Here is a 25,667-nt window from a genome sequence, read left to right on the forward strand (position 1 = left end):
TTTATAATATGGTTTTAAAATGCTAAAAATATCAAACAGATGGATAAAAAATAAGCTAAAAGAAAGCATAAAATATAGAGTTTTTTATAATTATTGTAACTTATTATGCTTTATTAAAACTCTAAAAATACCTCACATTGATTGGAAACCATTAGATAATAGTTTACCAAGGTTTGTTGCAATTGCACGTGAAGCAGATGTGCCACTGCTCGCATACAGTATCCAATCTTTAATGCAACACTCTATCAGCAGACCTAACATTTGGTTGATTGGAGATTCTGATGCTGCTTATATTAAGCTCCAAAAGTGGTTTGCTAATTACCCTTCAGATGTAAAATTTTGGCACTGGCAAACTTTACACGACGAGTTAGATCAAAGCTATAAAAACTTTATTCAGACTTGGCTTGCTTCTGGCCAATGGGGAGGATATGCCAAAAAGTTTGCCATTACTTTAGCTGCAAATGCTCACTCTGACATCCTACTTTTTGATGCTGATGTACTGTGGTTTGGCAATTTTCTATCTGCTTTACAAACTATTAGGCAGAATCATAATACAATTTTAGCAGGTCAAGATTATGTACAATCTTATGACTTGGAGGTAGCTGAGTTTTTATGTAACAAAAAAATTCTTGAAGATAAGCCTTTAAATTGCGGTCTTATTTATTATCCTCATAGTATTTTATTTAAAATAATTACTATTAATAAAGTAAATAATTTAATCGGATACGCGAAGGAAGCAACACCTCATTTTGAACAAACACTTATTGCAGATGCTTTTTGGAAATCAGGCGGTAAGTGGTTTAGTTCGGACACAGTAGCAACCACACTGATAGATAATTTTCAGTTCAAAAAACAAGTTTACGCTTTAGCCCGTCATTATGCTGGAGCTAAACATTTATTTTGGCGTGATGCTTAATACTATGTTTATTTGTAAGCAATTGCGTTATTTGAATCAGGGCAGTTTAACAACATTTAGATATTTATAAAAGTACTAACTAATTAACTGCTAATTTTTTATAAGGGAATTTTACCATGCGATCGCTGCGTATCCTGATAGCTACACATTCGCCCCTAGCTCCGGAATTTGGTGCTGGACAGATGGCGATTAATCTAGCAGCTGCATTTCGGGCGCAGGGACATGATGTTACTTTGTGGTCTCCTCATCCTATCCTTGGACAAACACGATGGTGGCAAGGTCTCCAAAGCCTTCAATTAATGCGAACAAAGCTAGATGAGTTTCTTACAACTCAGAAGCCTTTTGATGTAATTGATTGCTATGCTCCATTTATTACAAATCAGGTTAGTAAATCAGGTTTAGTAGTGGCTCGTAGTGTTCAGCCTGATATTTTATACATAATATCTAACTTAAACAATCCACAAAAAACAAAAGAGATATTGCTTCTGCCATTTGGCTATTTATTTACAATAATAAATATATTCTTACTCCTTCAAGGATGGGGAAGAGCAAAATATATTCTTTGCCTCGGTAGTTTAGAACTTCAATGGATGAGAAAGTGCTTCCCATGGTGGAGGAGTAAATTATTTTCTTATAACAATGCACTGTCAAAAGCTGAACAAGCGGAACTCGCTCAAGTTCGTCTTAATCGAAAAAGAAATGAAACAGAAAGTACTCGGTTTCTATGGATAGGGCGTTGGGTTGCTCACAAAGGAGTCAAGGAACTTGTTGATTTTATAGTTAAAAGAGCGACATCACATCCTCAAGACTCTTTTACAATTGCCGGATGTGGTACATCGGCTGAGAAAGATTTTCCGTCTAAACTTATTCAATCGGGTCAACTAAAAATTTTACCTTCATTTGAAAGGAGTCAACTTATTCATTTACTTGCTAACCATGATACTGGTTTGTTTACAAGCAGAGTCGAAGGTTGGGGACTTGTATTAAATGAAATGCTAGAGTCTGGAATGCCTATTTTCGCAACGCTCGCAGGAGGTGTACTTGACTTGCAGCCCTTTTTTGAGGATATGCTGCGACCATTTCCTCCGACAATACAAAAAATATCTGAAAAACTGATCATCTCTAAAGATATGGACAATTATTACAGTACTTTTTCATGGGAGAAAACAGTAGACAATTATGTTAAATTTCTGTTAAATGGGAAAAATTACAATACTAATCCAACAAAGTAAATATTGTGTTTGCATGATATTAGATTAGGCTAACGAAATACAAAATAAAGGATGTTGTACAAATAATGATAAAAGTAGAGTGAAATTTTATTTCTAAAGAAATAAAATTTTTTAGTTCTGGTGTTAGGTAAATGGTTAACTCGGCTATTTATGGAAACCAAAACACCAAACTGTTTGAATTGAAAAGTTTACACAAGTTGCAATCTAATTAATACATTATGAAACGTAAAGTTATTGTTACTGGTTCTTCCGGACTGATTGGTTCTGAGGCTGTTTGTTTCTTCGATCAAAAGGGTTGGTCAGTACAGGGAATTGACAACAATATGCGGAAAGATTTTTTCGGCGTAGATGGAGATACAACTCATAATCTACATCGCTTACAGAAATCTTGTGAACAATTTGAACATCACGGTTTAGATATTCGCGATCGCTCTAAGATTTTGGAATTATTTAAAGATATCCGTCCCGATGCAATTATTCACTGTGCTGCTCAACCATCTCACGATTTAGCTAAAGACAGACCATTTGACGATTTTGATATCAACGCAGTTGGCACTCTCAATTTGCTAGAAGCAACCCGACAAGCTTGCCCAGAAGCACCTTTCATTTTCATGAGTACCAATAAAGTCTATGGAGATGCACCTAATGAATTACCTTTAATCGAAAAAGAAACTCGTTGGGAGTATGCCCGGACAGAAGATTGGAATGGTATTAATGAAGGCTGTCGAATTGATTCCTGCTTGCATAGTTTGTTTGGTGCTTCTAAAGCATCTGCTGATATTCTTGTGCAAGAATACGGACGCTACTTTAGTATGCCAACTGTCTGCTTCCGGGGTGGATGTTTAACAGGCCCCAACCATTCCGGCGCAGAATTGCATGGTTTCTTGGCTTATCTTGCTCGTTGCTTCCGAGAAGACAGAAATTACAGAATTTTTGGCTATAAGGGCAAGCAGGTTAGAGATAATATTCACTCTCATGATGTTTGTACTGCTTTCTACACTTTCTACAAATCTCCTCGATGTGGAGCAGTATATAACTTGGGTGGTGGACGATACAACAGCACTTCGATTATAGAGGCGATCGCTTCTTTTGAAGAGTTATTTGGCAAATCTATTAAGACCGAATACATCGATAAAAATCGTGTCGGAGACCACATCTGTTACATTAGCGATTTAACTCGTTTCCAAACTGACTATCCCAATTGGAAAATCCAAATTTCCCTCAAAGAAACCATGCAGCAATTTGTGGATTTGTCGAAAGCCAACTCTCTAACGTCAGTTCTGTAACAAACAAAAAATTCTGAGCAAATTTCGCTTTTGAAAGCAGACATAACATGAAGACTCCGTATATCGGCATCTTAATGGAAAGCCCGGTTCAATATCATGCGCCCCTGTTCCAGTTTTTGGCTAAAGACAGTCGCTTTCGTTTGAAAGTGATGTATATGTCCCAGAGAGGAGTCAAACCTTTTTATAATCCACAACTCAAAATGACGCTGCAATGGGATATTCCTGTTTTAGAGGGATATGATTATGTATTTTTAAACAATCACTCTCCTATTACGGATGACGGTGGGAGTTTTTGGACACTTTTAAATTTAGGAGTTCACAAAACCATCGCCCAAGAAAAATTTGACGCAGTTTGGGTACATGGCTATGGCTATGCAACTTGCTGGTTAGCACTGTTAGCCTGTCAAGCAACGGGAACTCCTTTATTTTTACGGGGAGAAAGTGAAGACTTTTTCCCTAGAGCGAAATGGAAGAACCAACTTCGTGATTTAGGATTATCTGTTTTTCTCAAGCAGGTTGCAGCCGCTTTATACATTGGTTCCTACAATCGGGAATTTTACCTCAATCACCACGTTCCAGAAGAACGACTTTTCTACGTACCCTACAATGTCGATAATGACTGGTTTAATGTCCAAACACCAGAGCGTTTAGAATTTAGGAAGCAAATACGGGCTGAACTAGGGCTAGATGAAAATACAGTTGTATTTATCATGGCTTCTAAACACCGCCCAGATCGCTATCCAATGGATGTAATACAGGCATTTTGCCAAGTCCCTAAAGACCTGAATGCAGCTTTATTAGTGCTAGGGGATGGTGTCTTACGACCAGAATTGGAAGCTTATACTCAAGCTTATGGAGATGGGCGGCACATTCACTTTTTAGGTTTAATTCCGCAGTCCAAATATCCAGGTTATATGGGGACAGGTGATATTCTCATCCACCCATCTTCAGAAACCTGGGGATGTGCAATTAATGAGGGTATCTCTGCTAGTTTAGCGGTGATTTCATCTGACCAAGTTCTCGGATGGAGAGATATGGTACATCCAGAAGTCAATGGTTTGATTTACCCCTTCCACAATGTAGAAGCACTAGCAAAGTGTATAGTATCTTTGGCTCAACAACCAGAACGGGTGCAACAAATGCGGCAAGCATCTCGTAAATTGAGCGAAGAGATGGACTTTGGAGTTTGTGCCGATGGAGTGGTAGCTGCATCAGAACGTTTTGGCAGAGTTAATCATAACTAGCAGAAATAGTTTTCCTTGAATCATATCCACCGAAAAAATTCAATTAGGTTCTAACGTGCCAGGAATTAGTATTGCCTATAGCAGCGTTCATCAGGTATATCAGATTGCTCTAGCTGCTCAAGAACTAGGCGAACTGGACAACTTTTTTTGCTCTGTAATTGATGCACCAGGTAAATGGGGCGCTCTGTTTTCCCTGATGTTTGGACGCGATCGCCTCATTAACCGTCGTTGTCCAGAACTGAATTTGCAGCATGTTAAAGAGTATCCTTGGCCTTTAGCATTTCAGTATTTCAAGCAAATGCAGCGCAAAAGGCTTGGGCCTGCTGATTGGGAAGCAACCAATAATCTTTTTGATAAATGGGCGGCGCAAAAATTAAAATCTGTCACTAGCCAACTTTTTGTTGGTGTAGAAACTTGCGCTCTCCGGTGTTTGGAAGTCGCTCATCAGCGAAATATGACAACTCTTTTAGATTGCCATCAAGTACATCCAGATTTTTTGGATAGAGTTATCGCTGACGCTGCATCAGATTTGAGTATTCCTGTACCTGAAACTATAGATACTTCGACTTGGCGAAAACAAAAGTTGCAGGAATTTGAACTGGCAGATTTTTTGCTGCTGATTTCCGAACCTCAGAAACGGAGTTTTTTAGACGCAGGGTTTGCTCCTGAAAAATTAGCAACAATCACATTATGGGCAGATACAACTACCTTTTATCCGCCACCAGCAGCAATTCCTAAAAATTCAGGTGTATTGCGTGTATTATTTGTAGGAGGACTTTGTTTACGCAAGGGGGTTCCCTACTTGTTAAAAGCAATGGAGTTATGTGGTTCTAGTGTGGAACTGAGTTTGATTGGTGCTAAAACTTCCGAAATTGCTGAGTTTCTGGAAAAAGCAGCAGGCAAATTTAATTATGTGCCCACAATGACCAAAGCTCAATTACGAGAATATTATTGGCAGTCAGATGTCCTTGTTTTGCCTTCGTTGGTTGATACCTTTGGCTGGGTAGCAATGGAAGCAATGGCTTGCGGTTTACCTGTAATTGTCAGCGAAAACTGTGGTGTTCCGGTTCCAGATGAAAACTGGCGAGTGCCAATTATGAATGCCGAAGCGATCGCTGAAAAGCTTTCAATCTTACAAGAAAATCGAGAATACTGTGCAAGTTTAGGTGAAATTGCAGCCAACTTTGCCCAAAAATTTACTTCCCAACGTTATCGCGAACAATTGCAGACTTTATTTAAACAAATTTTGTCACAAGGATAATTAAGAGTAATAAATCTTGTCAGATGATTATCCAAATAGTTCCACAAATGCCTCCAGTTATCAACGGAGTCAGTGATTATGCAACAATTTTAGCTAGGAAATTGCGTCAAGACTTTGGGATATCAACCTGCTTTGTTGTGGGTGATCCTAATTGGAATGGAGCCACAGAGATAGAAAATTTTCAAATTCGCAAAGTTGATGAGCGTTCTGCAAAAGCCTTAGTTTCTGTCTTAAAGGAAATTTCCTCATCTTCCACTAAAATACTATTACAATATGTTGGCTATGGTTATGCTCCACGTGGCTGTCCTTTCTGGTTGGTGGATGGACTGCGGCAGTGGCAAACCAAGACAAATAAAGGTACTTTAGTCACTATGTTTCATGAACTTTACGCTACTGGTTATCCGATTTGGAGTAGCGCATTTTGGACAGAACCACTACAAAAATATCTTGTTGCTCGTCTTGTAAGTATGAGCGATCATATAAATACTAATAAGCCTGAATATGCAAAGATACTGCACAAGCTTTGCCCAGGTAAAAACCAACAAATTCCAACTTTACCCGTTTTTTCAAATGTTGGTGAGCCAGAAAAAATTAAACCGCTAGCTGACCGCAAACCACGACTAGTCGTTTTTGGTAACACTGGCAATCGATTAAAAGTTTATGAACAATCGACAACTGCCCTGAAACGTGTTTGTCAAGAACTAGATATTCAAGAGATTATTGATATTGGGCCACCAATAAACCTGTCAATATCTGCAATTAATGATATTCCTATAGTTAAATTGGGGCAACAATCTGCTGAAAATATTAGTGAGATTCTGCAAGATTCATGGGTAGGTTTTTTTCATTATCCTCTTGACTTCCTAACTCGCTCAGGTACTTTTGCTGCTTACAGCGCTCATGGAGTTACTCCGGTTGGCACTACCTACTATGCTTGGGGAAAAGAGCAGGATGGTTTAGAAATCAACAAGCACTACTGGCTCGCAGACAACCAAACTAGAGAGATGAGTTTAGAACAAGGGCAAATGATTGCTAATCAGGCTTATACATGGTATCAGAATCATAATGCATCAGCACATGTCAAAACACTTATAAATCAGCTTTTCTACCAATAAAATTATCAGCTTAAATAGATTTTAGATTTAACTATATGAAAGTTTGGTTAACAACAACAGCGAGAAAAGATTCAAAATTTGAACAGAGTAGAAAATATCACGAGGATGCAAAGCATAATCTGATTGAACCAGCGCGAGAAAGCATGCGCCGATTAGAAGGGCAACGTTATTCATTAGCAAACTCTCCTGAAGACGCGGATATAATTGTTTATATTGAACCGGAATACGTTAAGTTTAGAGAGTATATTTATATATTACTAGACGAAGATTTAATTTTTAAATATCCTAATCGATGTTTTGTGATAGATTGCGCCGATACGTCTTGGGGTTTTTTACCAGGAGTTTATACAAGTCTCTTGACTTCACAAATCAATCGTCAACGATTTAGATCTGGAGGCTATTTAAGAGAATACAATCCTTCGTGCGGAAAATTATATCAAGAAAAAAAACATATTAATCCAAGATTACTATTTTCTTTCCGAGGTGCAGCAAATGTACAAGTCCGTCAAAAAATTTTTGATGCAAATTTTTCAATTAGTGATGTTTCTATCAATAAAATAGTAAGTACTAAATTCTTTGACTACAATACTAACCAGCAAAATTTATATATTGAAGAAATCATTGATAGCAAGTTTGTTTTATGCCCCAGAGGTTGGTCTCCTGCCTCCATTCGATTATATGAAGTTATGCAACTAGGTAGAGTTCCCGTCATATTATCCGATCAATGGGTTCCACCTGAAGGGCCATCTTGGAATGATTTTTCACTCAGAATTTCTGAGAGCAAGGTGAATGATTTACCAGAGATTATCCGATCTTATGAACCTTATGCCTCAGAAATGGGCCAATTAGCTAGGCAAACTTGGGAAAATTTCTTTAGTCCAGACATAATTTTCTTTCGGATGCTCAACTATATTGAAAGCATTCTTTTAGAAAGAGATATTGATTATGATGAGAGTTTTTATCAAAAACAGTGGCTAACTTGGAAGTTTGATTGGGAAAGGGGATGGACTCCTTTGCAAAGTTTTGTGAGAGCAGTCAGGGAGAGAACTCTAATTAATAAACTGAAATCAAAATTTCAATCTTTAAATACTTCTATGTAGCCTATTTGAGATATATATCGATTTTTTAGTTAAGTTACATTATTTAATAATATATTAAAAATTACATATAAATAATGAAAATTTTCATATATTCATCTGTTTTTTACCCTTATATTGGTGGGCTAGAAACAGTTATGTTAAATCTTGCCCATGAATTTGTCGCTCATGGACATGATGTAAAAGTAGCTACTCAATCTCCAACAAATGAAGTTGATAGTTTTCCTTTTGAGGTAATTCGATGTCCCACGATTAGTCAACTTCTCAACTTAACCCTTTGGTGTGACCTCTCTTTTCATGGTTGTATAAGTTTGAAAGCAGTTTGGCCTGTTTTACTCCTGAAAAAGCCTTTGGTAGTCACTCATCAGACGTGGTATCGCTATCCAGGAACTAAATTAACGTGGCCATCTGCCCTGAAACATTGGATGACGCGATTTACGACCAATATAGCACCTAGTCAGGCGATCGCAGATCAACTTCCTGCCATGACAACGGTCATTCCTAACTCCTACCAGGATGACGTGTTTTATGAAATGCCAGAAATTACTCGGAATCAAGATTTAGTCTTTCTTGGGCGTTTAGTTTCGGATAAGGGTGCTGATTTACTCCTCAATTCACTAGCACTACTGAATCAGCAAGGGTTGGAACCTAACCTAACCATTATTGGTCAAGGGCCAGAAGAAGACCAACTTAAACAACAAGCACAAACTCTTAGAATTGCGGATCAGGTTAAATTTGTAGGGACTCAGCGTGGAGAAGCTCTAGCTCGACTGTTAAATGCTCATAAAATCCTGGTTGTACCATCCAAATGGCAAGAACCATTCGGTATTGTAGCTTTAGAGGGAATTGCTTGTGGATGCGTGGTTGTTGGTTCAAAAGCTGGAGGATTGAAAGATGCTATTGGTTCATGTGGGGTTACATTTTCTAATGAAAGTGTAGAAGATTTGACAAAAATATTAGCCGAATTACTCACCAATCTTGATCAGTTCGATATGTATCAAAAACATCGAGAAGCTCATTTAATAAAACACTGTAAAGGCTCTGTTGCTAAAGCCTATCTCCAAGTTATGGAAGCAATAGTGCAATGAACATCATCTTTCTTGCTCTACCCTTTTTAATAATTATACTTATTGCTATCAGCAGCATCAGTTGGCAGCAGCTAGTTAAGGGAGTCTTATTTTTAATAATTCTTGATGGTGCTTTACGAAAGTGGATATTACCACAGGCTAGCAACCTTATGTATCTTTTAAAAGATTTTATTTTAGTTCTTGCTTATATTAAATATTTTCTTTTATCTAATAGACCAAAGACACTAATTAAAAATAATTATACAGGTATTATTCACGGCTTTTTAGCCTTAGCTTCGGTATGGTTGTTCTTTCAGTCCTTTAATCCTGACTTGGGATCACCTATTATTGGAATTTTTGGTTTAAGTCGTTATTTATTGTATGTTCCTTTGATGTGGATGCTTCCAAACTTATTTGATTCAGAGGAAGAACTGTATAAATTTTTACGCAATTATCTTTTGTGTTTAATTCCGGTTTGTATTTTAGGAATTGCTCAATTTTCCAGCCCAGCTTCTAGCCTTCTTAATGTGGCCCCTGGAGGGGAGGAGGCATCGGAATCACTTGGTTTTGGTGAGGGTAAATTGAGAATATCTAGTGTATTTGCTTTTCCCAATATTTATACATCATATTTAGTCTTAAATTTTGCATTTCTCATTACATATCTTACAAATCAAGATAGGAATTCCCAAAAATGGAGATTAATTATTTTATTAGAATTATTATTAATGGTAGCTAATTTTTTTATGACTGGTTCTCGTGGAGTAATTGGCTATTCTGTGTTTATATTGTTATTTTATTTGTTGATAAAAAGTTTTGATAATTTATCAAAAATGATAAATTTTTTCAAGAAAATGGCTATTCCGGCTGTTTTAGGTGTAGTTATTTTGTCTCATTACTTTGCTCCAGCCCTAGAGGCATTTTCATCTCGTGGAAGTGTCGTAGATGCTGCTAAAGGCGATGCTAGAATAGCTTATTCTTTATCTATTCATACTCTACCTGGTAAATTTATTCTAGACTCTTATGGCACTGGTGCAACTCAATCTGCTCGCCAGACTTTTCAAAGATTGTTTGACTTGCCTAAAGGTTTACCTACTCCGCCTGCTGAAGCAGAAACGCATCGTGTCACTATTGAAATAGGGATATTTGGTTTTATACTCTGGTACGGAATGCGTATTGCTCTTTTAATAGCAACTTGGTCAGCTTATCGAAAACTCACCAGACCATTTTTAAAAGATTTGGCATTAGTTTCTTTCTTGATTCATGTATTGTGGTTCATAGGTCAAGTTGTAGTTCATCCTCTGGCTGTAGTTTATTATTGGTTTTTAAATGGATTTATTTTCTTATTACCTAAATTAGAAGCAATCGAAAATAACCGCCAACGACAGCAAATGATCCTGAATTACCAAAGAAAGACATAAAACATAATATCTAAATTAGTTAGTTATAGTATATATATTTTTTATTTTCATGAAAAATATCAATAATAAAAAAGTCCATTTTTGGTTTCCAAATATATTTGATGTCAAGGGAGGAATACAAACTTATTTACAGGCTTTGTTAATAGCGGCGACTGAGTATATTCCTAATTTAAAGATAGAAGTTTATAACAAGCTTGACAAAAATAAAAGTAAACGAGAATCCGTTTCCAATCATGTTGATTTCCATTTTTATGGCAACATACCACATACTATCAGAAGTATTTATTTTGCGGTGAGTCTGATTTTGGACTCAATAAATAAACGCCCAAATCTGATTTTAACTGGTCACATCAACTTTGCCCCTGTCGCTTACTGGATTCATCGTTTAATAGGAATTCACTACTGGGTAGTAGTTCACGGTATTGAAGTTTGGAGCCTAAAAAATCCTATTAAACAAAAAGCTTTACAGTCAGCAGGAAAAATACTTTCAGTGAGTGGGTATACACGCGATCGCCTGCTTAAAGAACAAAACCTTGAGCCTGATCAAATTTCACTTTTGCCAGTTACCTTTGATGCAAATCGGTTTGAAATTGCCCCCAAATCAAAATACTTACTAGAACGATATGGTTTAACTCCAGACCAGCTGATAATCTTAACTGTTGCTCGGCTATCTAGTAGTGAAGGTTACAAAGGTTACGATCAAGTTATTCGGGCACTACCCCAAATTCGACAGCAAATTCCCAATGTTCACTATTTAATAGTTGGTAAAGGTAATGACCGTCCTCGGATTGAGGAAGTAGTGCAAAATCTCAACCTACAAAACTACGTTACTCTAACCGGATTTATTCCAGATGAAGAACTCGTTCCTCACTATAACTTGTGCGATGTATTTGCAATGCCGAGTAAAGGCGAGGGTTTTGGAATTGTCTACCTTGAAGCCTTAGCTTGTGGGAAACCTGCACTGGGTGGAAACCAAGATGGAGCGATAGATGCGCTTTGTCATGGTGAACTCGGAGCATTAGTTAATCCTGATGATATAGAAGAAATTGCTCAAACGCTGGTTCAAATTTTACAACGTACTTATCCTAATGCTTTAATGTATCAACCTCAAGCGCTACGTTCTAAAGTAATTGAAACGTTTGGGTACGAGCATTTTAAAGCTACTCTAGATAGCTATTTGGATGAGTATTTCCAAGTGTAAGGAGCTAATATTTTAAATGTGTGGTATTGCTGGAATTCTTACAGTTAATCAGTATCAAGATAACTTGCAAACCATTATTCAGGGAATGCAAGCTGCCATACGTCATCGTGGCCCTGATGATTCGGGTATTTACATTGCTCAGGAAAAACAAGTAGCCCTCGCCCATACTCGTCTCGCAATTCTCGACCTCAGCTTGGCCGGACATCAGCCCATGTCTACTTCCGATGGGCGTTATTGGATTGTTTTCAATGGTGAGATTTATAACTTTGAAAAAATTAGGCAAGACCTGATTAGCCAAGGCGAAGAGTTTAAATCCCAAACAGACACAGAAATAATTCTCAAACTTTATCAAAGAGTAGGTTCTGATTGTGTCCGCTATTTACGCGGTATGTTTGCTTTTGCAATTTGGGATGATGCTGAAAAAACTTGTTTTTTAGCTCGTGATCCTTTAGGCATAAAGCCACTTTATTATTGGCAATCTGGTTCAACGTTAGTTTTTGCTTCAGAACTTAAATCTATTCTTGCATCCCGTTTACCTGCGATTAACTTGAGTGCAGAGGGATTGTATGGTTATTTAATTAGTGGTTCTGTGCCAGAGCCAAATACGTTAATTGAAGGAGTTTACTGCCTCAATGCTGGTCATTCATTGCATTGGCAAGCAGGTAAAATTAGTCAAAAACAATATTGGCAAATTGATTTTACTCCAGCAGAAACTTCACTTGCGGAAGCTCAAGCAAAAGTAAGGGCTGCTTTAATTAATTCTATTCATAATCATTTTGTGAGTGATGTACCTGTAGGTATATTTCTGAGTGGCGGGATTGATTCAACGGCAGTTTTAGCCTTAGCACGTCAAACCCAAAAAGGTTTACTAAAAACTTACTCAATTGCATTTGCAGAATCAGAGTGGAATGAAGGCGAAATTGCGAGCAAAGCTGCTCAAGAATTTGATACTGAGCATACAGAATATAAAATTACTGCTGATTTAGCCAAAGCTCTATTTCCAAAATTTTTAGAAACAATTGACCAGCCTAGTATAGATGGCTTCAATACATTCTGTGTCTCCAAAGTAGCGCACGACGATGGTACAAAAGTTGTTCTTTCCGGTTTAGGTGGAGATGAACTATTTGGAGGTTATGGTTCTTTTCAAAAAGTTCCACAAATGGTTCGATTAGGCAGAAAAATTAAGGCTTTTTATCCCATCAATATTGGCATTGGGAAGGGGTTAGAGAATTGGGCGCGATCGCCAAAAATGAGACGTTTAGGAGATTTTTTACAACAACCTCCCGATTCAGGTGCCGCTTACCGCAGTTTTCGGGGAATATTCTCTCATCAAGAAGCTTGCAAAATTGCTCAACGATATCTTCCAGATCATGTTTTACTTGAACGTTACAGTACTAATCAAATTACTTCCCAGCCAACCCTAGAGGATGAAGTTAGTTTATTAGAAATTAGTGGCTATATGCGTAATCAGCTATTAAGAGATAGTGATGTGATGAGTATGGCATGGGGTTTAGAACTGCGAGTTCCACTAGTTGATCGTGTTCTTGTCGAAACAATTTCTTCAATTCCTAGCAATTTACGTTTAATGTCTAACAAGCAGTTATTAATTCAAGCTGTTCCAGAATTACCCACTTGGGTGTACAATCGTCCCAAACGTGGATTTTACTTCCCTTTTCAACAATGGCTTCAACAGGAATGGCATGAGTGTTTTCAGCGAGTTCCTGCGTTTAACGATATACCGTTAAGTATGTGGTATCGTCGTTGGAGTCTAGCTTTATTTCAACATTGGTGGGAGAATATTTCAAACTAGACTAGTAAATAGCTTGTGTAATTAGCTATATCAATCAAGCTAATCCTTAAATATGAAAACAAATACCAAGCAACTACGTGTTTGTCAGGTAGTTGCTAGTATAAACGAAGTTGTAGGTGGGCCAGCATATTCTGTAACAAATCTAGCTCAATCTTTATCTGAGCTACAAATTTGCTCTCATTTATTCACCCTTGACTATCAAAATGCTGGGAAACAAGTTCCTACTATAAATGTAAATGTTCATAGTTATTCTGCTACAAAATTAGCCAAATATTTACGGGGATTTCAACCTAGTGCCAACTATGCTTTACAGCAAATAGCATCATGTGAGTTAGATTTAATTCATAATCATGGGCTGTGGATGTTTCCGAATCTGTATGCTCGTCAAGCAGCTGTAAACAATAATTTACCATTGATAATTTCTCCGAGAGGAATGCTGGAGTCGTGGTCTTTAAGAAATAGCTGGTTCAAAAAATTACCTGCATGGTATCTGTATGAACAGCAGAACCTCCAAAAAGCGATCGCCTTCCATGCAACCTCAGATGAAGAAGCTAAATCCATTCGCCAGCTTAATTTTCGTCAACCTATCGCTTTAATTCCTAATGGAGTAAGTCTACCTAATCTCAGTAATCTACCTAATCGAGAGATTTTATTTAAACAGTTCCCTGAAATCACTAAAAAAAAATGGCTCTTATTTTTATCTAGGATTCATCCTAAAAAAGGTATAGACAATTTACTTTATGTCTGGAAAAAGCTAATCACTCAATTTCCTGATTGGCATTTAATCATTGCAGGTCCCGACTTAATTGGCTATCAAGCAAAATTAGAACAGTTAACAGCACAATTAGAATTACAGCCACGAGTAACTTTTACAGGGATGCTTTCAGGAGAACAAAAAGCTTCTGCCTTATGTAATGCAGATTTGTTTGTTCTACCAACTCACTCGGAAAATTTTGGCATTGCCATAGCAGAATCTTTAGCTTATGGAGTACCTGTGATTACTACCAAAGGCGCGCCCTGGAAAGATTTAGAAGGTTATGGTTGTGGTTGGTGGATTGAAGATAATCAGCAAGCACTCATGGATGTTTTAATAGAGGCGATAGAAATGCCTGAGAGTCAGCGACAAGCAATGGGTTTAAAAGGACGAAACTTAGTTGAAACCAAATACTCTTGGAGCGTAATCGCTAAAGATATGGCCAGTGTTTACCATTGGATTCTGAATGGGGGTAGTCCTCCTAGTTGTATTCAAGTTAATGAATAATGGGCTGATAACAGAGAGGTTAATGTGAAAATAGCTATTGCTACAGGCCCTTGGTTTCCTGTACCTACTTTACAGGGAGGAGCGCATCATCGTCTTTGGCAAGGATTGGCAGAAGAATTTGCCGCCGCAGGTCATCAAGTGACTATTTTATGTCGTTCTTATCCAAGCCAACCAGATACAGAAAACATTAACAATGTTGAATACATTCGCAAAGGTGGTTTTTCCCAAAGTCCAAATATCTGGTTTGACTTGCTGAAAGATTTGGCTTATGCCTTTTTGACTTTTCCTACTTTACCCCACGCAGATATTTTGGTGATCAACGATTTTTGGTTGCCTGTATTTGCTCCACTACGTTCTAGAGTTGGCAAAATTGTTGTCAGTGTCGGTCGCTTTCCTAAAGGGCAATACCCTTTATATGCTCGTGTAGATTTGTTTACAGTTCTGTCGCAAGCAATTTGGGACGGAATTGCTCAACAGTACCCTAATGCGATTCCCCGGATGCGATTAATTCCCAATCCTGTTGACACTCGCGTATTCTATCCGTCTGCTCAATCGAAACCAGAGCGAGCAGAGAAGGTGATTTTATATGTAGGCAGAATTCATCCAGAAAAAGGAATTCATCTTTTATTAGATGCCTTTGCTCTATTATCTCAACAGGACTCTCCAGCCAAGTTAAAAATTTTAGGCCCAGTAAAAGGTAGTCAAGGTGGAGGTGGTGAAGGATATTTTCATCAGCTTAAACTAAAAGCAGAAGGTTTAAAAGTTGAGTTTATAGAACCAATTTTTGATACAAAACAACTTGCTAAAATATATCGAAGCGCAGATTTATTCTGTTATCCTTCATTAGCTGAAAAAGGCGAAGCGTTTCCAATCGCTCCTCTAGAAGCAATGGTCTGTGGCTTAGTTCCTATAGTATCAGACTTATCTTGTTTTAAAGATTATATAGAAGATGGAGAAACAGGATATTTCTTTAATCATCGTGACTCTAACGCAGCACAAAATTTAGCGAATACATTAACAAAAGCTATTTCCAGTTCCAAAGATAATATATGTCAGATGAGTGATAATGCTAGCCAAAAAGCATCTGAATTTAGTTATGAGCGTATTGCTAAATCATACCTTTCTAATTTTGAAAATTTACTAAATTCTGGTAAAAAATCAGGATAAAAATTTTGGTCAAAAAGAAAGATAGTGCAGAAGCAATTAAACTGTGAGGTTTTTGATGCTTAAAGAAGTTACTCCTCTTATCCTCACCTACAATGAAGCGCCCAATATTAAGCGTACCCTGCAACATTTGACTTGGGCAAAGACGATTGTAGTTGTTGATAGCTATAGCAATGATGAAACTTTAGAAATTTTGCATTCTCATCCGCACATACAAGTTTTTCAACGTAAATTTGATACTCATGCTACGCAGTGGAACTATGGTTTGGAGCAAGTCAAATCTCAATGGGTGCTTTCTTTAGATGCAGATTACATAGTTACAGATGAGTTAATTATTGAAATTACATCTTTACCAGATAATGAGCAGATAAATGGCTACTTCACCAAATTCAAATACTGCGTTTTTGGCAAGCCCCTAAGAGGTACAATACTTCCGCCTCGACAAGTTCTTTTTCGCAAAGAGAAAGCAATTTACATAGATGATGGACACACTCAACTTTTAGAAGTCACTGGTAAATCAGCAGTGCTTTCTGGTTGTATTCATCATGATGATCGCAAGTCTTTAAGCCGTTGGTTGTGGGCGCAGGATCGCTATATGATAGTTGAAGTCAAAAAATTACTGGAAACTTCAGCTAACGAATTGAGTTTGGGCGATCGCATTCGCAAACAAAAGATTGTTGCTCCCTTTATTATCCTATTGTATTGTCTAATTTTAAAAGGAGGCATCTTGGATGGATGGGCTGGCTGGTACTATGCTTTCCAGCGGATGTTAGCCGAAATTTTGTTATCAATCCGCTTAATTGAGTATGAAAAACTTGAGCTAAACCAGACTAATAAGCATTGATGCGTAAAAAAAAATCCAAATTCGGTAAATATAGAATACTAATATTTAGTGCCATCTTTTTGGTAGCTATTGAAGTCTCTTTAAGGCTTTTATTTGGGCTAGGAAATCCTGTTTTAAGCCAAGCTGATATTTCTACAGGCTATCGCTTTCAACCTAATCAACAAATAGTTCGCTTTGGCAAACGAATAGAATACAACCAGTACTCTCAACGTTCTCAACCCATCAGTCTACAAAAACTTGAAGGAACTCTGAGAATTTTAATGGTTGGAGACTCAGTTCTCAATGGTGGTAATCCTATTGACCAAAAACAAATAATTACTGAACAATTGAAAGCCAAACTAAAAGCTTCAGGGCAAACTACAGAAGTATTGAATGCTTCTGCCGGCTCATGGGGAATTGGCAATCACTTAGGTTATTTAAAAAAGTTTGGTACTTTTGGTAGTGATATTGTAATTTTACAAATTGGTACACACGATCTAACTCAACCTACTAGCACAGGTGAACGTGTGGGAAAAGATCCTAATTACCCAGTTCATTCTTTGTCAGCAATTCAAGAGGCTTTTACTCGCTACATACTACCTCGATTGTTGGGAAACGTTAACTTAAACCCATTTTCTAATCAAGAAATTCCTCAGATTTCCCCTGCACAAGTGGCTCAACATTTTCAGAAAAACATGGAATTTTTTAAAACAGCAGTCAATTTAGTGCGGGATAAAAAAACACCAATTTACGTACTGTTTACACCTAATCGTTACGATTTAATTCCAACACCTGTAACTCCACCTTACAAACCGGAGTTTATGCAAGTAGTGAATTCTTTACAAATACCAGTATTTGATACTTACGAAGCTTGGTCGAAACTTCCTACTAATGTTGTTGAAACTTACTTTCGAGACGAAGTTCATTTAACTGAAGTTGGTTATGAGGTAGTAGCAAATTTAATTTTTCAGCAGCTTTGCATACAACAGAAATTTTCAGGTTGTTCTCTAGCTTCACCTGTACATACTCGTTGAGTACTCATGATCAATAACTTTTTTGTAAAAGGGAAAATTCAATTCAACATCGCAGTTTTATAGCAAAAAACCTTGTACAGAATAGTTCTATACAAGGTTTTGATTTAACCTATTTCACGCCATCCGAAATATAATTCTAAATGACCTCTTCAAAGTTGACCATAAAGGGGTTGCCCTTAACTGGATTAGAGAATCCATGCATAAAAATGAGGTTCTCTCCATTTGATCCGACAAAATTTATCCGTTCTCTATTCCAATTAAACCCATCATTGACCATGTAGTTAACAACTTGTTTGCCACCGAAGTCCATCACTGACATCACATGAGCATACATAGCTTTATCTGGTCCAGAACCACCAAATCCGGCACCGTCTGTTGATACTGCGACACTTACAGGGTCTTTCAGACGGGAATCCCGTAATACTCCGTTGATTATGCCATTGTAAAATGCGTAATAAATAGCTCGATCACCACGACTAACAATGAACAAGTCATCGTTGGCAGTGCTATAAAATCCATGAAACATCTGAACTGGATTTTTACCGACTTGGAATAATTTAAACGGATTATCAGAAACAGCAGCCGTAGCATTTGGATAAATTAGCGACTGGACATCATACATTCGCACAGCACCATCCATAGAAGCGATGTATGCCGTCATCAAAGGCTTGCGTTCTTCACCATAGTTTTGTGATCTTGGATTTTTAGCAGTATTGTACCAGTTACCTGTTGCAACAGATGTTGGTTGATTAATAGTCAACACTTTCGATACAACTGGCATCTGCTCTGGTGCGTAACTAAACGTGTGTGGCCATTGGTTAGAAGCTGTACCTTCATTCTTCGTTTGATCAAAGTTCGCCTGAGTAGTCAAGTTCATCTTACGATAGTACTTTAGCAGAGGACGGAGGTCGATAAATGCAACCTTGTTTTCTGCCCGTGAACTGACGATCGCATATCCACTTTGAGCTGTCTGCTTCCACTTATTATTATTGACATCATCCCATTGTCTGCTGTACCAAGTGTTACGTACTGACTGGGAATTCAAATCGTCATTTAGGTTATCATTAAACCCTCGAGCATGACCCAATACTGTACTCACTGTCACATCGATCGCATTCGGTGCCGCAAATGGCAGATCAACATAACCAATCACTTTGAGACCTTTAACAGTTGGCCATCCTGGCAACCCCCAGTAAAACCTGTTCTCCTGAGCTAATTGGCGCGTTTTCGCCGCTAAAACTGCTACCTGTCCTTTGCGATTAACAGTGTCCCAAACAGTTACTAACACAAACTCATTGTTGTTGGTAACTGTCATTGCTGTCGGGACTTTCCCCGCATCAAGTTTTGTTGAAAGGTAGCTATACCCTTCCGAAGTATATGCATCGTTGCCAGTTCCGGCAATCCCTATCAGTCCATTCTGGAAGGCTAAAAAACCAGTCACAGAGGCACCACCAACTCCTCTAGCTGTTGCAACTGGTGGTAGCGGCAATGTACTACCAGAAGCATCATAATATTCCTTAACAGCTGGGGTCGTAGGAGTACTAATATTATTCCGATTCCACCAATCCCCAATCCATTCTGCACGTGCTCTCAAGCACAACCCATTGTCGACGAAGCTGATGACTCCATCAGAATTTCGCATGTTTGATGAGCCGAACTTATACTCGGCAGGCGCATCTGCATCAGGTGAAAACAACATTTGACCCGATGTCATCCAAGCTGCTCCTGGGTCGCCGTCTGTTCCTGGATTTACTCGGCACCAAGCGCCAGCATTTTTGCGAATAATACCGTCACTTGATGGCTGATATACTAACGGAAATGATTCTTCTGTGGTGTGAAAGTCGCTATATTTGGGACCGAAACGATAATCGATCATTTCGCGCTTGTGATAATTCTGCGCTACATTGGTGTATTCTGTCCAATTTATACTTCCATCAGCATTGAGAATCCTCTCTTTCCAGGAAGTACTGCTACTAGGTGTTGGAGTCGGTGTCGGAGTCGGTGTCGGTGTTGGAGTCGGTGTCGGAGTCGGAGTCGGAGTCGTTGTTGATTGGGCAACAGCAACAAAATTGATGTCACGAAAATAGTTGCTATTACGGTAGGAGCTATTCGGGAAATTTCCGCGAGTTGAGTTATACACTCCATTGTTAAGGTCAGCAACTGAGCTAAGATTACCATTGACTATGGAACTAGCTAATTGATTTTCTGTGTAGGCATAATGGCTATTCGCGTTCACAGAAACCACATAAGTCGTATTAGCTCGAATATTCAATGGTGTACTTAGAGCCTGTTTCTGCCAACCAGAAGCAGTTTCGTTACTAAAAGTGACGCTGGACAGGAGAGTTCCTGTTGCTGACCAGATTTTACCAATATGAGTTCCTGTCTCGCTGGCAGGTTTCCAATAGCGAATGGAGCTAATCTGTCCGTCTGTGGTACTGCGGAATTTCATCCCTAATTCGTAGGGAGCTCCATCAGTCTTGGAAATACTAGGAACTTGAGTTGTAAAAACTGTGCTTGTGGATGAAGTTGTCTGTGCTAATTTTATGTTGGTTAAAAATTTCTTTAGACTACCACTCTCAACAGAGTTAGTGTTCTTGTCTTTGACTGTGATTGAATAGGTTGCTATTGGGGATGTATTCGTTTGAGTTAGAGTAGCTGCATTGGTTGTAACCGCACCAATGAAAGCAATACAAAATAGAACAGCAGGAGAAGATACTGCTGTCAGAACGTTATTAAAAAGCTTCATAAGAACCTCATCCGCCGATTATCTATGATGTTGCGAACACACTTCTATATCCAGAAGTTCAGAAGTATTTAGGGGTACACACCGAAAACTTGAATTGCATGAAAAAGTTAACTACTTTTGGTAGCTTTTTAACAGTAGGCCAATTATGGTAAGCCGTAAAACTTACCTACAGAACAAACTTGAACTAAACCTTAAATTGTGGCTAACACTAAGTTAAATCGATGAAAAAACTAGGTTTTGGGAGAGTGGTTTTGAATCTGATCGCACAAATTCAAGAAATGCTATGAACAGTTAACTGCTACCTCCTCAGTAAAACTTGAAAGTTTTTTATTCCGCATGGGTAAATTTACCATAAATTCACATAACGTCAATAGTATTACAGTAAAATTACGTGCATTTAATCGCATGAAAAAACCGTAAAAACTATAACTAGCAAGATTTTTGACAAAAAATAAATTTAAATTTATCGTGCTAAACCACTGATTATTTCGTATGTAACACATACTTCAATAGGAAATATTTTGTTTATTTAAAAAGACAATAGTAGAGTTTTTGTAAGGATTTACATCATTTTAATATTGCCCAAACTGTTGCCATGTAAGCATTGGCATCAAATTTTGAAAATCCAATTATTAATAACTTGCGGAAAATAGCTTGACTTCCTAGCTGATTGCAAATAAGATTTAAATCCAATGATGAAATAAAATTAAAAGCCTTTCTGTGACTCACTTTTAAACATCTGAATCCTCAAGACTTTTTTAAAAATCATAAGTTAAATTTATGAGAGGATGGGTAAAATTATCCAAGTGTCAACTTACAAAATATTTGATTTTGGCTCCAGTAATTTTTATCCTGACGATACTGCTTATCATTCCTGCACGTCTAGCGATCGCCTTTTATCAAGCACCACAACCCCAAGCTATTCTTATGCTTGGTGGCACCACCCTAGGAGAACGAGAAAAATTTACTGCCGAATTTGCTCGTTGGTATCCATCCCTAAAAATTTGGGTTTCTTCTGGTATCCCTTCCAATAAAATACGCAAAATTTTTAAAGATGCAGATATTTTAGATAGCCGTCTTTACTTGGATTATCGTGCTGTTGATACAGTTACTAACTTCACTACCCTCGTTCAAGATTTTAGACAACGCAAAATACAGCACTTATACCTGATTACTTCCGACTTTCACATGGCCAGAGCTGAAGCGATAGCTACTCTTGTCCTAGGTAGCCGAGGTATTGCCTTTACTCCACTTTCTGTGCCATCAGACCAACCCAAAGAAACCACCCTTCATATAATTCGTGATATTGCTCGCTCTCTACTTTGGATTTTTACCAGTCGTACAGGTGCGAGTTTTAATCCGAATGTTGATTGAGTATAAATATGCGTTTAGATAGCTACACTTTAGGTACTTATACTCCAGGCGCACCCTATTGGAAGCAACTTCTTTGGTATTTTGTGGGTTCGCCCTTCGTTGAGAGTTACTGGCTCCCGATATCAAGCTTAAAAGTTTGGATACTCCGTTGCTTTGGAGCGCAAATTGGTCAAGGTGTCCGTATCAAGCCAGGGGTAAGAGTAAAGTTTCCTTGGCGGTTAACTGTAGGCGATTATGTTTGGATTGGTGAAGGTGCCTGGATCGATAACTTGGCTGCTGTCACTATAGAAAATCATGTTTGCCTATCTCAAGGTGTCTATCTCTGCACCGGCAATCATGACTGGAATCATCCTGATTTTCAACTAATTCCTGCCCCAATTCATATTCAGGAGAGTAGTTGGATTGCAGCCAAGTCAGTAATTGGGCCTGGAGTCACTGTTGGTAAGGGTGCAGTACTGACTTTAGGTGGAGTTACTGGGCGATCTTTAGAACCAATGATAATTTATGCAGGTAATCCAGCTCAACCCATAAAAGAACGAAAACTTTGATATAAATTTTGCGATCGCATTGGCTGGCGCAGTCACAACAAGGCGTTTAAGGTACACTTTTGAGTACATTCAATTTTTTATTTGTGCCTTTACTTGAGAAAATAAACATGTATGCGACCAGCCTTGTAATCAAAATATTTTAAAATGGCTGAATTTTTCTCTACTTACGGCTCGCTGATTGTCTCAATGGTATTAGGGGCACTACTGGGACTATCACTTTATTTACCCTTGATGACTGGGCAACTATCATTAGCAAGTCCTGGCTTTTATGCTTTAGGTGGATATATTGCAGCAATTTTATCTACAAAAATTTTTATATCTAGTAGTAGTTTATATCCCATTCCATTATTATTATTGGAGATGTTAATTGCTGGTGTAATTTCAGGTTTACTGGGTGCAGCAGTGGGAATTCCGGCGTTGAGATTACGAGGAATTTATTTAGCGATCGCTACCATCGCTTTTGTAGAAATCCTGCGAGTTGTATCCTTAAATTTAGAAATTACAGGCGGTGCTGTAGGTATTTTTGGCATTCCTCAGCCCTTCGCAACTCAAATTGAATATTTGTGGATTGCTCTACCATTACTATTAATAAGTATGGTAGTGTTTTATCGTTTGGAGCGTATTCGCGTAGGCAGAGCGTTTACAGCTATCCGCGAAGATGAATTAGCAGCAGGAGCAATGGGTATTAACCCCACTTACTATAAAGTTTTAGCCTTTACCCTAGGAGCAATTGTCGCAGGGGTTGTAGGTGCTATTAGTGCCCATTTTCTCAACACTTGGAATGCTCGTCAAGGCACTTTTGATGCTAGTATTATATACTTAACTTTTGTATTAATTGGTGGTTCAAGAACTTTTTTAGGTTCTGTAGTAGGTGGTATGGTATTTACAGCCTTACCTGAAATTTTGCGAGGGCTAGCTGATACAGGTGGTTTACCTAATTGGTTAGCACAATTTTTACGTGATGGAAGATTAATTATTTTTGGCTTACTAATTGTTGTAGGAACAATCTTCTTTCCTCAAGGTTTGGTGACTCCAGATATTTTTAAAATAGTTAAATTTAGAAATAAGTCAAGCAGGTAAATTCCAAATATGTAACTTGTCAATAATGTCGCATAGTAATTCAATAGATAGCAACAATATAGCCTTAGAAGTAAAATCTTTGACTCGCCGCTTCGGGGGTTTGGTAGCGGTGAATAATGTTTCTTTTACAGTCAATAAACATGAGATTTTTGGATTGATTGGCCCTAATGGTGCTGGAAAAACAACACTATTTAATTTGATTACAGCCTTAATACCAGCTTCTAGTGGAGAATTGCGTTACCAAAATACATTAATTTCTCAGTTGCGTCCCCATCAAATTGCTGGATTAGGTATTGCTCGAACATTCCAAAATATCCGTTTGTTTGGGGAATTATCAGCATTAGAAAATGTGATAATTGCTCGGCATTTACATACTAAAAGCAACATATTTACAGGAATTTTGGGATTACCACCTGCTCCTGGGGAGGAATATAAAAGCAGACAGAAAGCTTTGGAATTATTAGATTTGGTGGGTTTAAGCGATCGCGCCAAAGAAAAAGCCAAAAACTTCGCTTATGGTGATCAACGCCGCTTAGAAATTGCCCGCGCCTTAGCCTTAGAACCACAAATCTTACTTCTTGATGAACCCGCTGCTGGGATGAATCCCAGTGAAAAGCAATATCTGAGTAAATTTATCCGCAATCTCCGCGATCGCTTCAACCTGACAATTATCTTAATTGAACATCATGTCCCTTTAGTTATGGGCTTGTGCGATCGCATTGCTGTTTTAGATTTTGGACAATTAATTGCCTTGGGTAAACCATCTGTAGTGAGAAATGATCCGGCTGTGATTGAAGCTTATTTAGGAAATGAGTAAGGTAGCAATATTTCATTACCTAATTCTGATCTTTTAGAATGTAAGACTTACTTTCTTGCTCTATTTGCTCACTAATAATTTCTGTTCCCATACTGGGTTTTTCTAGATTAACTCTAATAAAATTAATTTTATCTTCTGCTGTAAATTTTTTGTTATTATCAGAATCCTTAATAATTTTTAGGAAAATTGCATTTTGACTAGGCACTACAACCCAGTTGATAATTTTAGTATTATTTGGAGTAATTTGTTGGAGATTCTTGCCTGACAAATCGGAAATATATCCAATAATTGCATCTTTGTTATTGACTTTTTGATCTTTATTTGTGTCTTCATCCAGGATTTTATATAACCAAACTCTAATAGGAGCTTTCCCTGTAGTCTTTACTTCTAATAAATCGAAGGAACTAATAATAGCTTTTCTATTTAATAAAAGGTGAGACACGCCATCTTGTTTATGGTAAAAAATAATATTGTGTAGTTGGCTATTATTTCTTTCATAAGAACGCGAAAAATCCCAACTTTTATCTTGCTTTTGATTTTGCACTGCAAGATTAACTGGAATCATCAAATAATCTGATTGTTCTTTAATAACCAAGTCACCATAAATAATACTTGGTTGTGGCTGTGGCTCGCCAGTCGCCTTTGCCTGTTCTACTTTTTTGGTAACGCTTGGCTCACAGGAACAAGAAAAGGTGGCTATACTGACAGCTATAAATATTTTCTTCCACATAAGACAGTTATTCATTAAATTATTCCACTCTAATATGTAACCGTCCTATTGTATTCGCTGCGGAACAATCGTCCAGAATCATATTGAAAATCAAAACTCTTATAAAATTTAAAAACCCGGTCTAGGTTGACCAGGTTTCTAAAAGTTTAGAGATTTCAAATTGTTAAACTTGTTAGTTAATTAAGAGATTCAACAACTAAGGTGGACATAACAACTAGCAAACTCAGCATTTTTTGTTTTTCCGCTTTGGGATTTGGCGTTGCCTTGAAAATCAGGCTTTTTGCCACTTAACTATTGGTATGCCGATATTTGCTTGGGCTGATGACAGGGGACACAAAGTCATTTACCCGTTTAGTTTGTTTACGCTTTGTTTGGTGTCCTGCTATTTAATTTAGCACTCACTTGCAGATGATCAACCCTCAGTTTACTAAAGTTGACGTTTT

At 37.8% G+C, this 25,667-nt stretch carries 21 protein-coding genes; 19 read left to right on the plus strand and 2 right to left on the minus strand.

Annotated elements, in window-relative coordinates; all coding sequences use genetic code 11:
- Positions 1-19: 19 nt before the first annotated feature.
- From I8751_RS23550 to I8751_RS23620, 15 genes are all read left to right on the plus strand, one after another.
- Positions 20-916, plus strand: a complete 897-nt coding sequence (locus I8751_RS23550; RefSeq protein WP_214441525.1) for a hypothetical protein — start codon at positions 20-22, stop codon at positions 914-916.
- A gap of 116 nt (positions 917-1,032) precedes the next feature.
- A complete protein-coding gene (locus I8751_RS23555; protein WP_214441526.1) occupies positions 1,033-2,148 on the plus strand; it encodes a glycosyltransferase family 4 protein in 1,116 nt (371 codons plus the stop codon).
- A gap of 218 nt (positions 2,149-2,366) precedes the next feature.
- Positions 2,367-3,434 (plus strand): NAD-dependent epimerase/dehydratase family protein, encoded by a 1,068-nt coding sequence (locus I8751_RS23560; protein WP_214441527.1) that lies wholly within the window; start codon positions 2,367-2,369, stop codon positions 3,432-3,434.
- A 47-nt stretch (positions 3,435-3,481) separates the two neighbouring features.
- A complete protein-coding gene (locus I8751_RS23565; protein WP_225894368.1) occupies positions 3,482-4,678 on the plus strand; it encodes a glycosyltransferase family 4 protein in 1,197 nt (398 codons plus the stop codon).
- A 55-nt stretch (positions 4,679-4,733) separates the two neighbouring features.
- Positions 4,734-5,939 (plus strand): glycosyltransferase family 4 protein, encoded by a 1,206-nt coding sequence (locus I8751_RS23570; protein ID WP_214441528.1) that lies wholly within the window; start codon positions 4,734-4,736, stop codon positions 5,937-5,939.
- 23 nt (positions 5,940-5,962) lie between these two features.
- Entirely contained in the window at positions 5,963-7,054 is a 1,092-nt protein-coding gene (locus I8751_RS23575; RefSeq protein WP_214441529.1) for a glycosyltransferase family 1 protein, read from the plus strand.
- Positions 7,055-7,089: 35 nt separating this feature from the next.
- Entirely contained in the window at positions 7,090-8,154 is a 1,065-nt protein-coding gene (locus I8751_RS23580; RefSeq protein WP_214441530.1) for an exostosin domain-containing protein, read from the plus strand.
- Positions 8,155-8,228: 74 nt separating this feature from the next.
- Positions 8,229-9,239, plus strand: coding sequence for a glycosyltransferase family 4 protein (locus I8751_RS23585; RefSeq protein WP_214441531.1), 1,011 nt, complete (start codon positions 8,229-8,231; stop codon positions 9,237-9,239).
- Positions 9,236-10,636, plus strand: coding sequence for a hypothetical protein (locus tag I8751_RS23590; protein ID WP_214441532.1), 1,401 nt, complete (start codon positions 9,236-9,238; stop codon positions 10,634-10,636). The genes I8751_RS23585 and I8751_RS23590 overlap by 4 nt, the downstream gene beginning before the upstream one ends.
- Before the next feature lie 49 nt (positions 10,637-10,685).
- Complete coding sequence (locus I8751_RS23595) at positions 10,686-11,837, plus strand: glycosyltransferase (RefSeq protein ID WP_214441533.1); 1,152 nt, start codon at positions 10,686-10,688, stop codon at positions 11,835-11,837.
- Between the two features lie 16 nt (positions 11,838-11,853).
- On the plus strand, positions 11,854-13,647 hold the full coding sequence (gene asnB, locus I8751_RS23600; RefSeq protein ID WP_214441534.1) for an asparagine synthase (glutamine-hydrolyzing): 1,794 nt from the start codon (positions 11,854-11,856) through the stop codon (positions 13,645-13,647).
- 52 nt (positions 13,648-13,699) lie between these two features.
- On the plus strand, positions 13,700-14,908 hold the full coding sequence (locus I8751_RS23605) for a glycosyltransferase (protein WP_214441535.1): 1,209 nt from the start codon (positions 13,700-13,702) through the stop codon (positions 14,906-14,908).
- A 24-nt stretch (positions 14,909-14,932) separates the two neighbouring features.
- Positions 14,933-16,075, plus strand: a complete 1,143-nt coding sequence (locus tag I8751_RS23610; protein WP_214441536.1) for a glycosyltransferase family 4 protein — start codon at positions 14,933-14,935, stop codon at positions 16,073-16,075.
- Positions 16,076-16,130: 55 nt separating this feature from the next.
- Positions 16,131-16,916 carry a glycosyltransferase family 2 protein gene (locus tag I8751_RS23615; RefSeq protein ID WP_214441537.1) on the plus strand — a complete coding sequence of 262 codons (786 nt, stop codon included), beginning with the start codon at positions 16,131-16,133 and terminating at the stop codon, positions 16,914-16,916.
- 59 nt (positions 16,917-16,975) lie between these two features.
- Complete coding sequence (locus tag I8751_RS23620) at positions 16,976-17,929, plus strand: SGNH/GDSL hydrolase family protein (RefSeq protein ID WP_225894369.1); 954 nt, start codon at positions 16,976-16,978, stop codon at positions 17,927-17,929.
- 136 nt (positions 17,930-18,065) lie between these two features.
- Here I8751_RS23620 and I8751_RS23625 read toward each other — a convergent pair whose 3' ends face one another.
- A complete protein-coding gene (locus I8751_RS23625) occupies positions 18,066-20,675 on the minus strand; it encodes a DUF4082 domain-containing protein (RefSeq protein ID WP_225894370.1) in 2,610 nt (869 codons plus the stop codon).
- Positions 20,676-21,506: 831 nt separating this feature from the next.
- On the opposite strand from I8751_RS23625, the gene I8751_RS23635 reads away from it, so the two are divergent.
- The 4 genes from I8751_RS23635 to I8751_RS23650 all read left to right on the plus strand — a co-directional run bounded on the left by I8751_RS23635 (position 21,507) and on the right by I8751_RS23650 (position 24,494).
- Positions 21,507-22,049, plus strand: coding sequence for a YdcF family protein (locus I8751_RS23635; RefSeq protein WP_318780361.1), 543 nt, complete (start codon positions 21,507-21,509; stop codon positions 22,047-22,049).
- Between the two features lie 8 nt (positions 22,050-22,057).
- Positions 22,058-22,597, plus strand: a complete 540-nt coding sequence (locus I8751_RS23640; protein ID WP_214441540.1) for a WcaF family extracellular polysaccharide biosynthesis acetyltransferase — start codon at positions 22,058-22,060, stop codon at positions 22,595-22,597.
- A 144-nt stretch (positions 22,598-22,741) separates the two neighbouring features.
- Positions 22,742-23,677, plus strand: coding sequence for a branched-chain amino acid ABC transporter permease (locus tag I8751_RS23645; RefSeq protein WP_214441541.1), 936 nt, complete (start codon positions 22,742-22,744; stop codon positions 23,675-23,677).
- Between the two features lie 25 nt (positions 23,678-23,702).
- Positions 23,703-24,494: an ABC transporter ATP-binding protein gene (locus I8751_RS23650; protein WP_214441542.1), complete on the plus strand. Its 792-nt coding sequence runs from the start codon at positions 23,703-23,705 to the stop codon at positions 24,492-24,494.
- A 19-nt stretch (positions 24,495-24,513) separates the two neighbouring features.
- Here the strand turns inward: I8751_RS23650 and I8751_RS23655 are convergent, their stop codons facing one another.
- The gene (locus tag I8751_RS23655) at positions 24,514-25,239 is read right to left on the minus strand and encodes a hypothetical protein (protein WP_214441543.1); all 726 of its coding nucleotides are present in this window, start codon (positions 25,237-25,239) and stop codon (positions 24,514-24,516) included.
- Positions 25,240-25,667: the final 428 nt, after the last annotated feature.

It is taken from the genome of Atlanticothrix silvestris CENA357 (assembly GCF_016056295.1).
GTDB lineage: Bacteria > Cyanobacteriota > Cyanobacteriia > Cyanobacteriales > Nostocaceae > Atlanticothrix > Atlanticothrix silvestris.

Coding starts and splice junctions, on each gene's coding strand:
- I8751_RS23550 (WP_214441525.1), top strand. CDS start 20: ATGCTAAAAATATCAAACAGATGGATAAAAAATAAGCTAAAAGAAAGC.
- I8751_RS23555 (WP_214441526.1), top strand. CDS start 1,033: ATGCGATCGCTGCGTATCCTGATAGCTACACATTCGCCCCTAGCTCCG.
- I8751_RS23560 (WP_214441527.1), top strand. CDS start 2,367: ATGAAACGTAAAGTTATTGTTACTGGTTCTTCCGGACTGATTGGTTCT.
- I8751_RS23565 (WP_225894368.1), top strand. CDS start 3,482: ATGAAGACTCCGTATATCGGCATCTTAATGGAAAGCCCGGTTCAATAT.
- I8751_RS23575 (WP_214441529.1), top strand. CDS start 5,963: ATGATTATCCAAATAGTTCCACAAATGCCTCCAGTTATCAACGGAGTC.
- I8751_RS23580 (WP_214441530.1), top strand. CDS start 7,090: ATGAAAGTTTGGTTAACAACAACAGCGAGAAAAGATTCAAAATTTGAA.
- I8751_RS23585 (WP_214441531.1), top strand. CDS start 8,229: ATGAAAATTTTCATATATTCATCTGTTTTTTACCCTTATATTGGTGGG.
- I8751_RS23590 (WP_214441532.1), top strand. CDS start 9,236: ATGAACATCATCTTTCTTGCTCTACCCTTTTTAATAATTATACTTATT.
- I8751_RS23595 (WP_214441533.1), top strand. CDS start 10,686: ATGAAAAATATCAATAATAAAAAAGTCCATTTTTGGTTTCCAAATATA.
- asnB (WP_214441534.1), top strand. CDS start 11,854: ATGTGTGGTATTGCTGGAATTCTTACAGTTAATCAGTATCAAGATAAC.
- I8751_RS23605 (WP_214441535.1), top strand. CDS start 13,700: ATGAAAACAAATACCAAGCAACTACGTGTTTGTCAGGTAGTTGCTAGT.
- I8751_RS23615 (WP_214441537.1), top strand. CDS start 16,131: ATGCTTAAAGAAGTTACTCCTCTTATCCTCACCTACAATGAAGCGCCC.
- I8751_RS23625 (WP_225894370.1), bottom strand. CDS start 20,675: ATGAAGCTTTTTAATAACGTTCTGACAGCAGTATCTTCTCCTGCTGTT.
- I8751_RS23640 (WP_214441540.1), top strand. CDS start 22,058: ATGCGTTTAGATAGCTACACTTTAGGTACTTATACTCCAGGCGCACCC.
- I8751_RS23645 (WP_214441541.1), top strand. CDS start 22,742: ATGGCTGAATTTTTCTCTACTTACGGCTCGCTGATTGTCTCAATGGTA.
- I8751_RS23650 (WP_214441542.1), top strand. CDS start 23,703: ATGTCGCATAGTAATTCAATAGATAGCAACAATATAGCCTTAGAAGTA.
- I8751_RS23655 (WP_214441543.1), bottom strand. CDS start 25,239: ATGAATAACTGTCTTATGTGGAAGAAAATATTTATAGCTGTCAGTATA.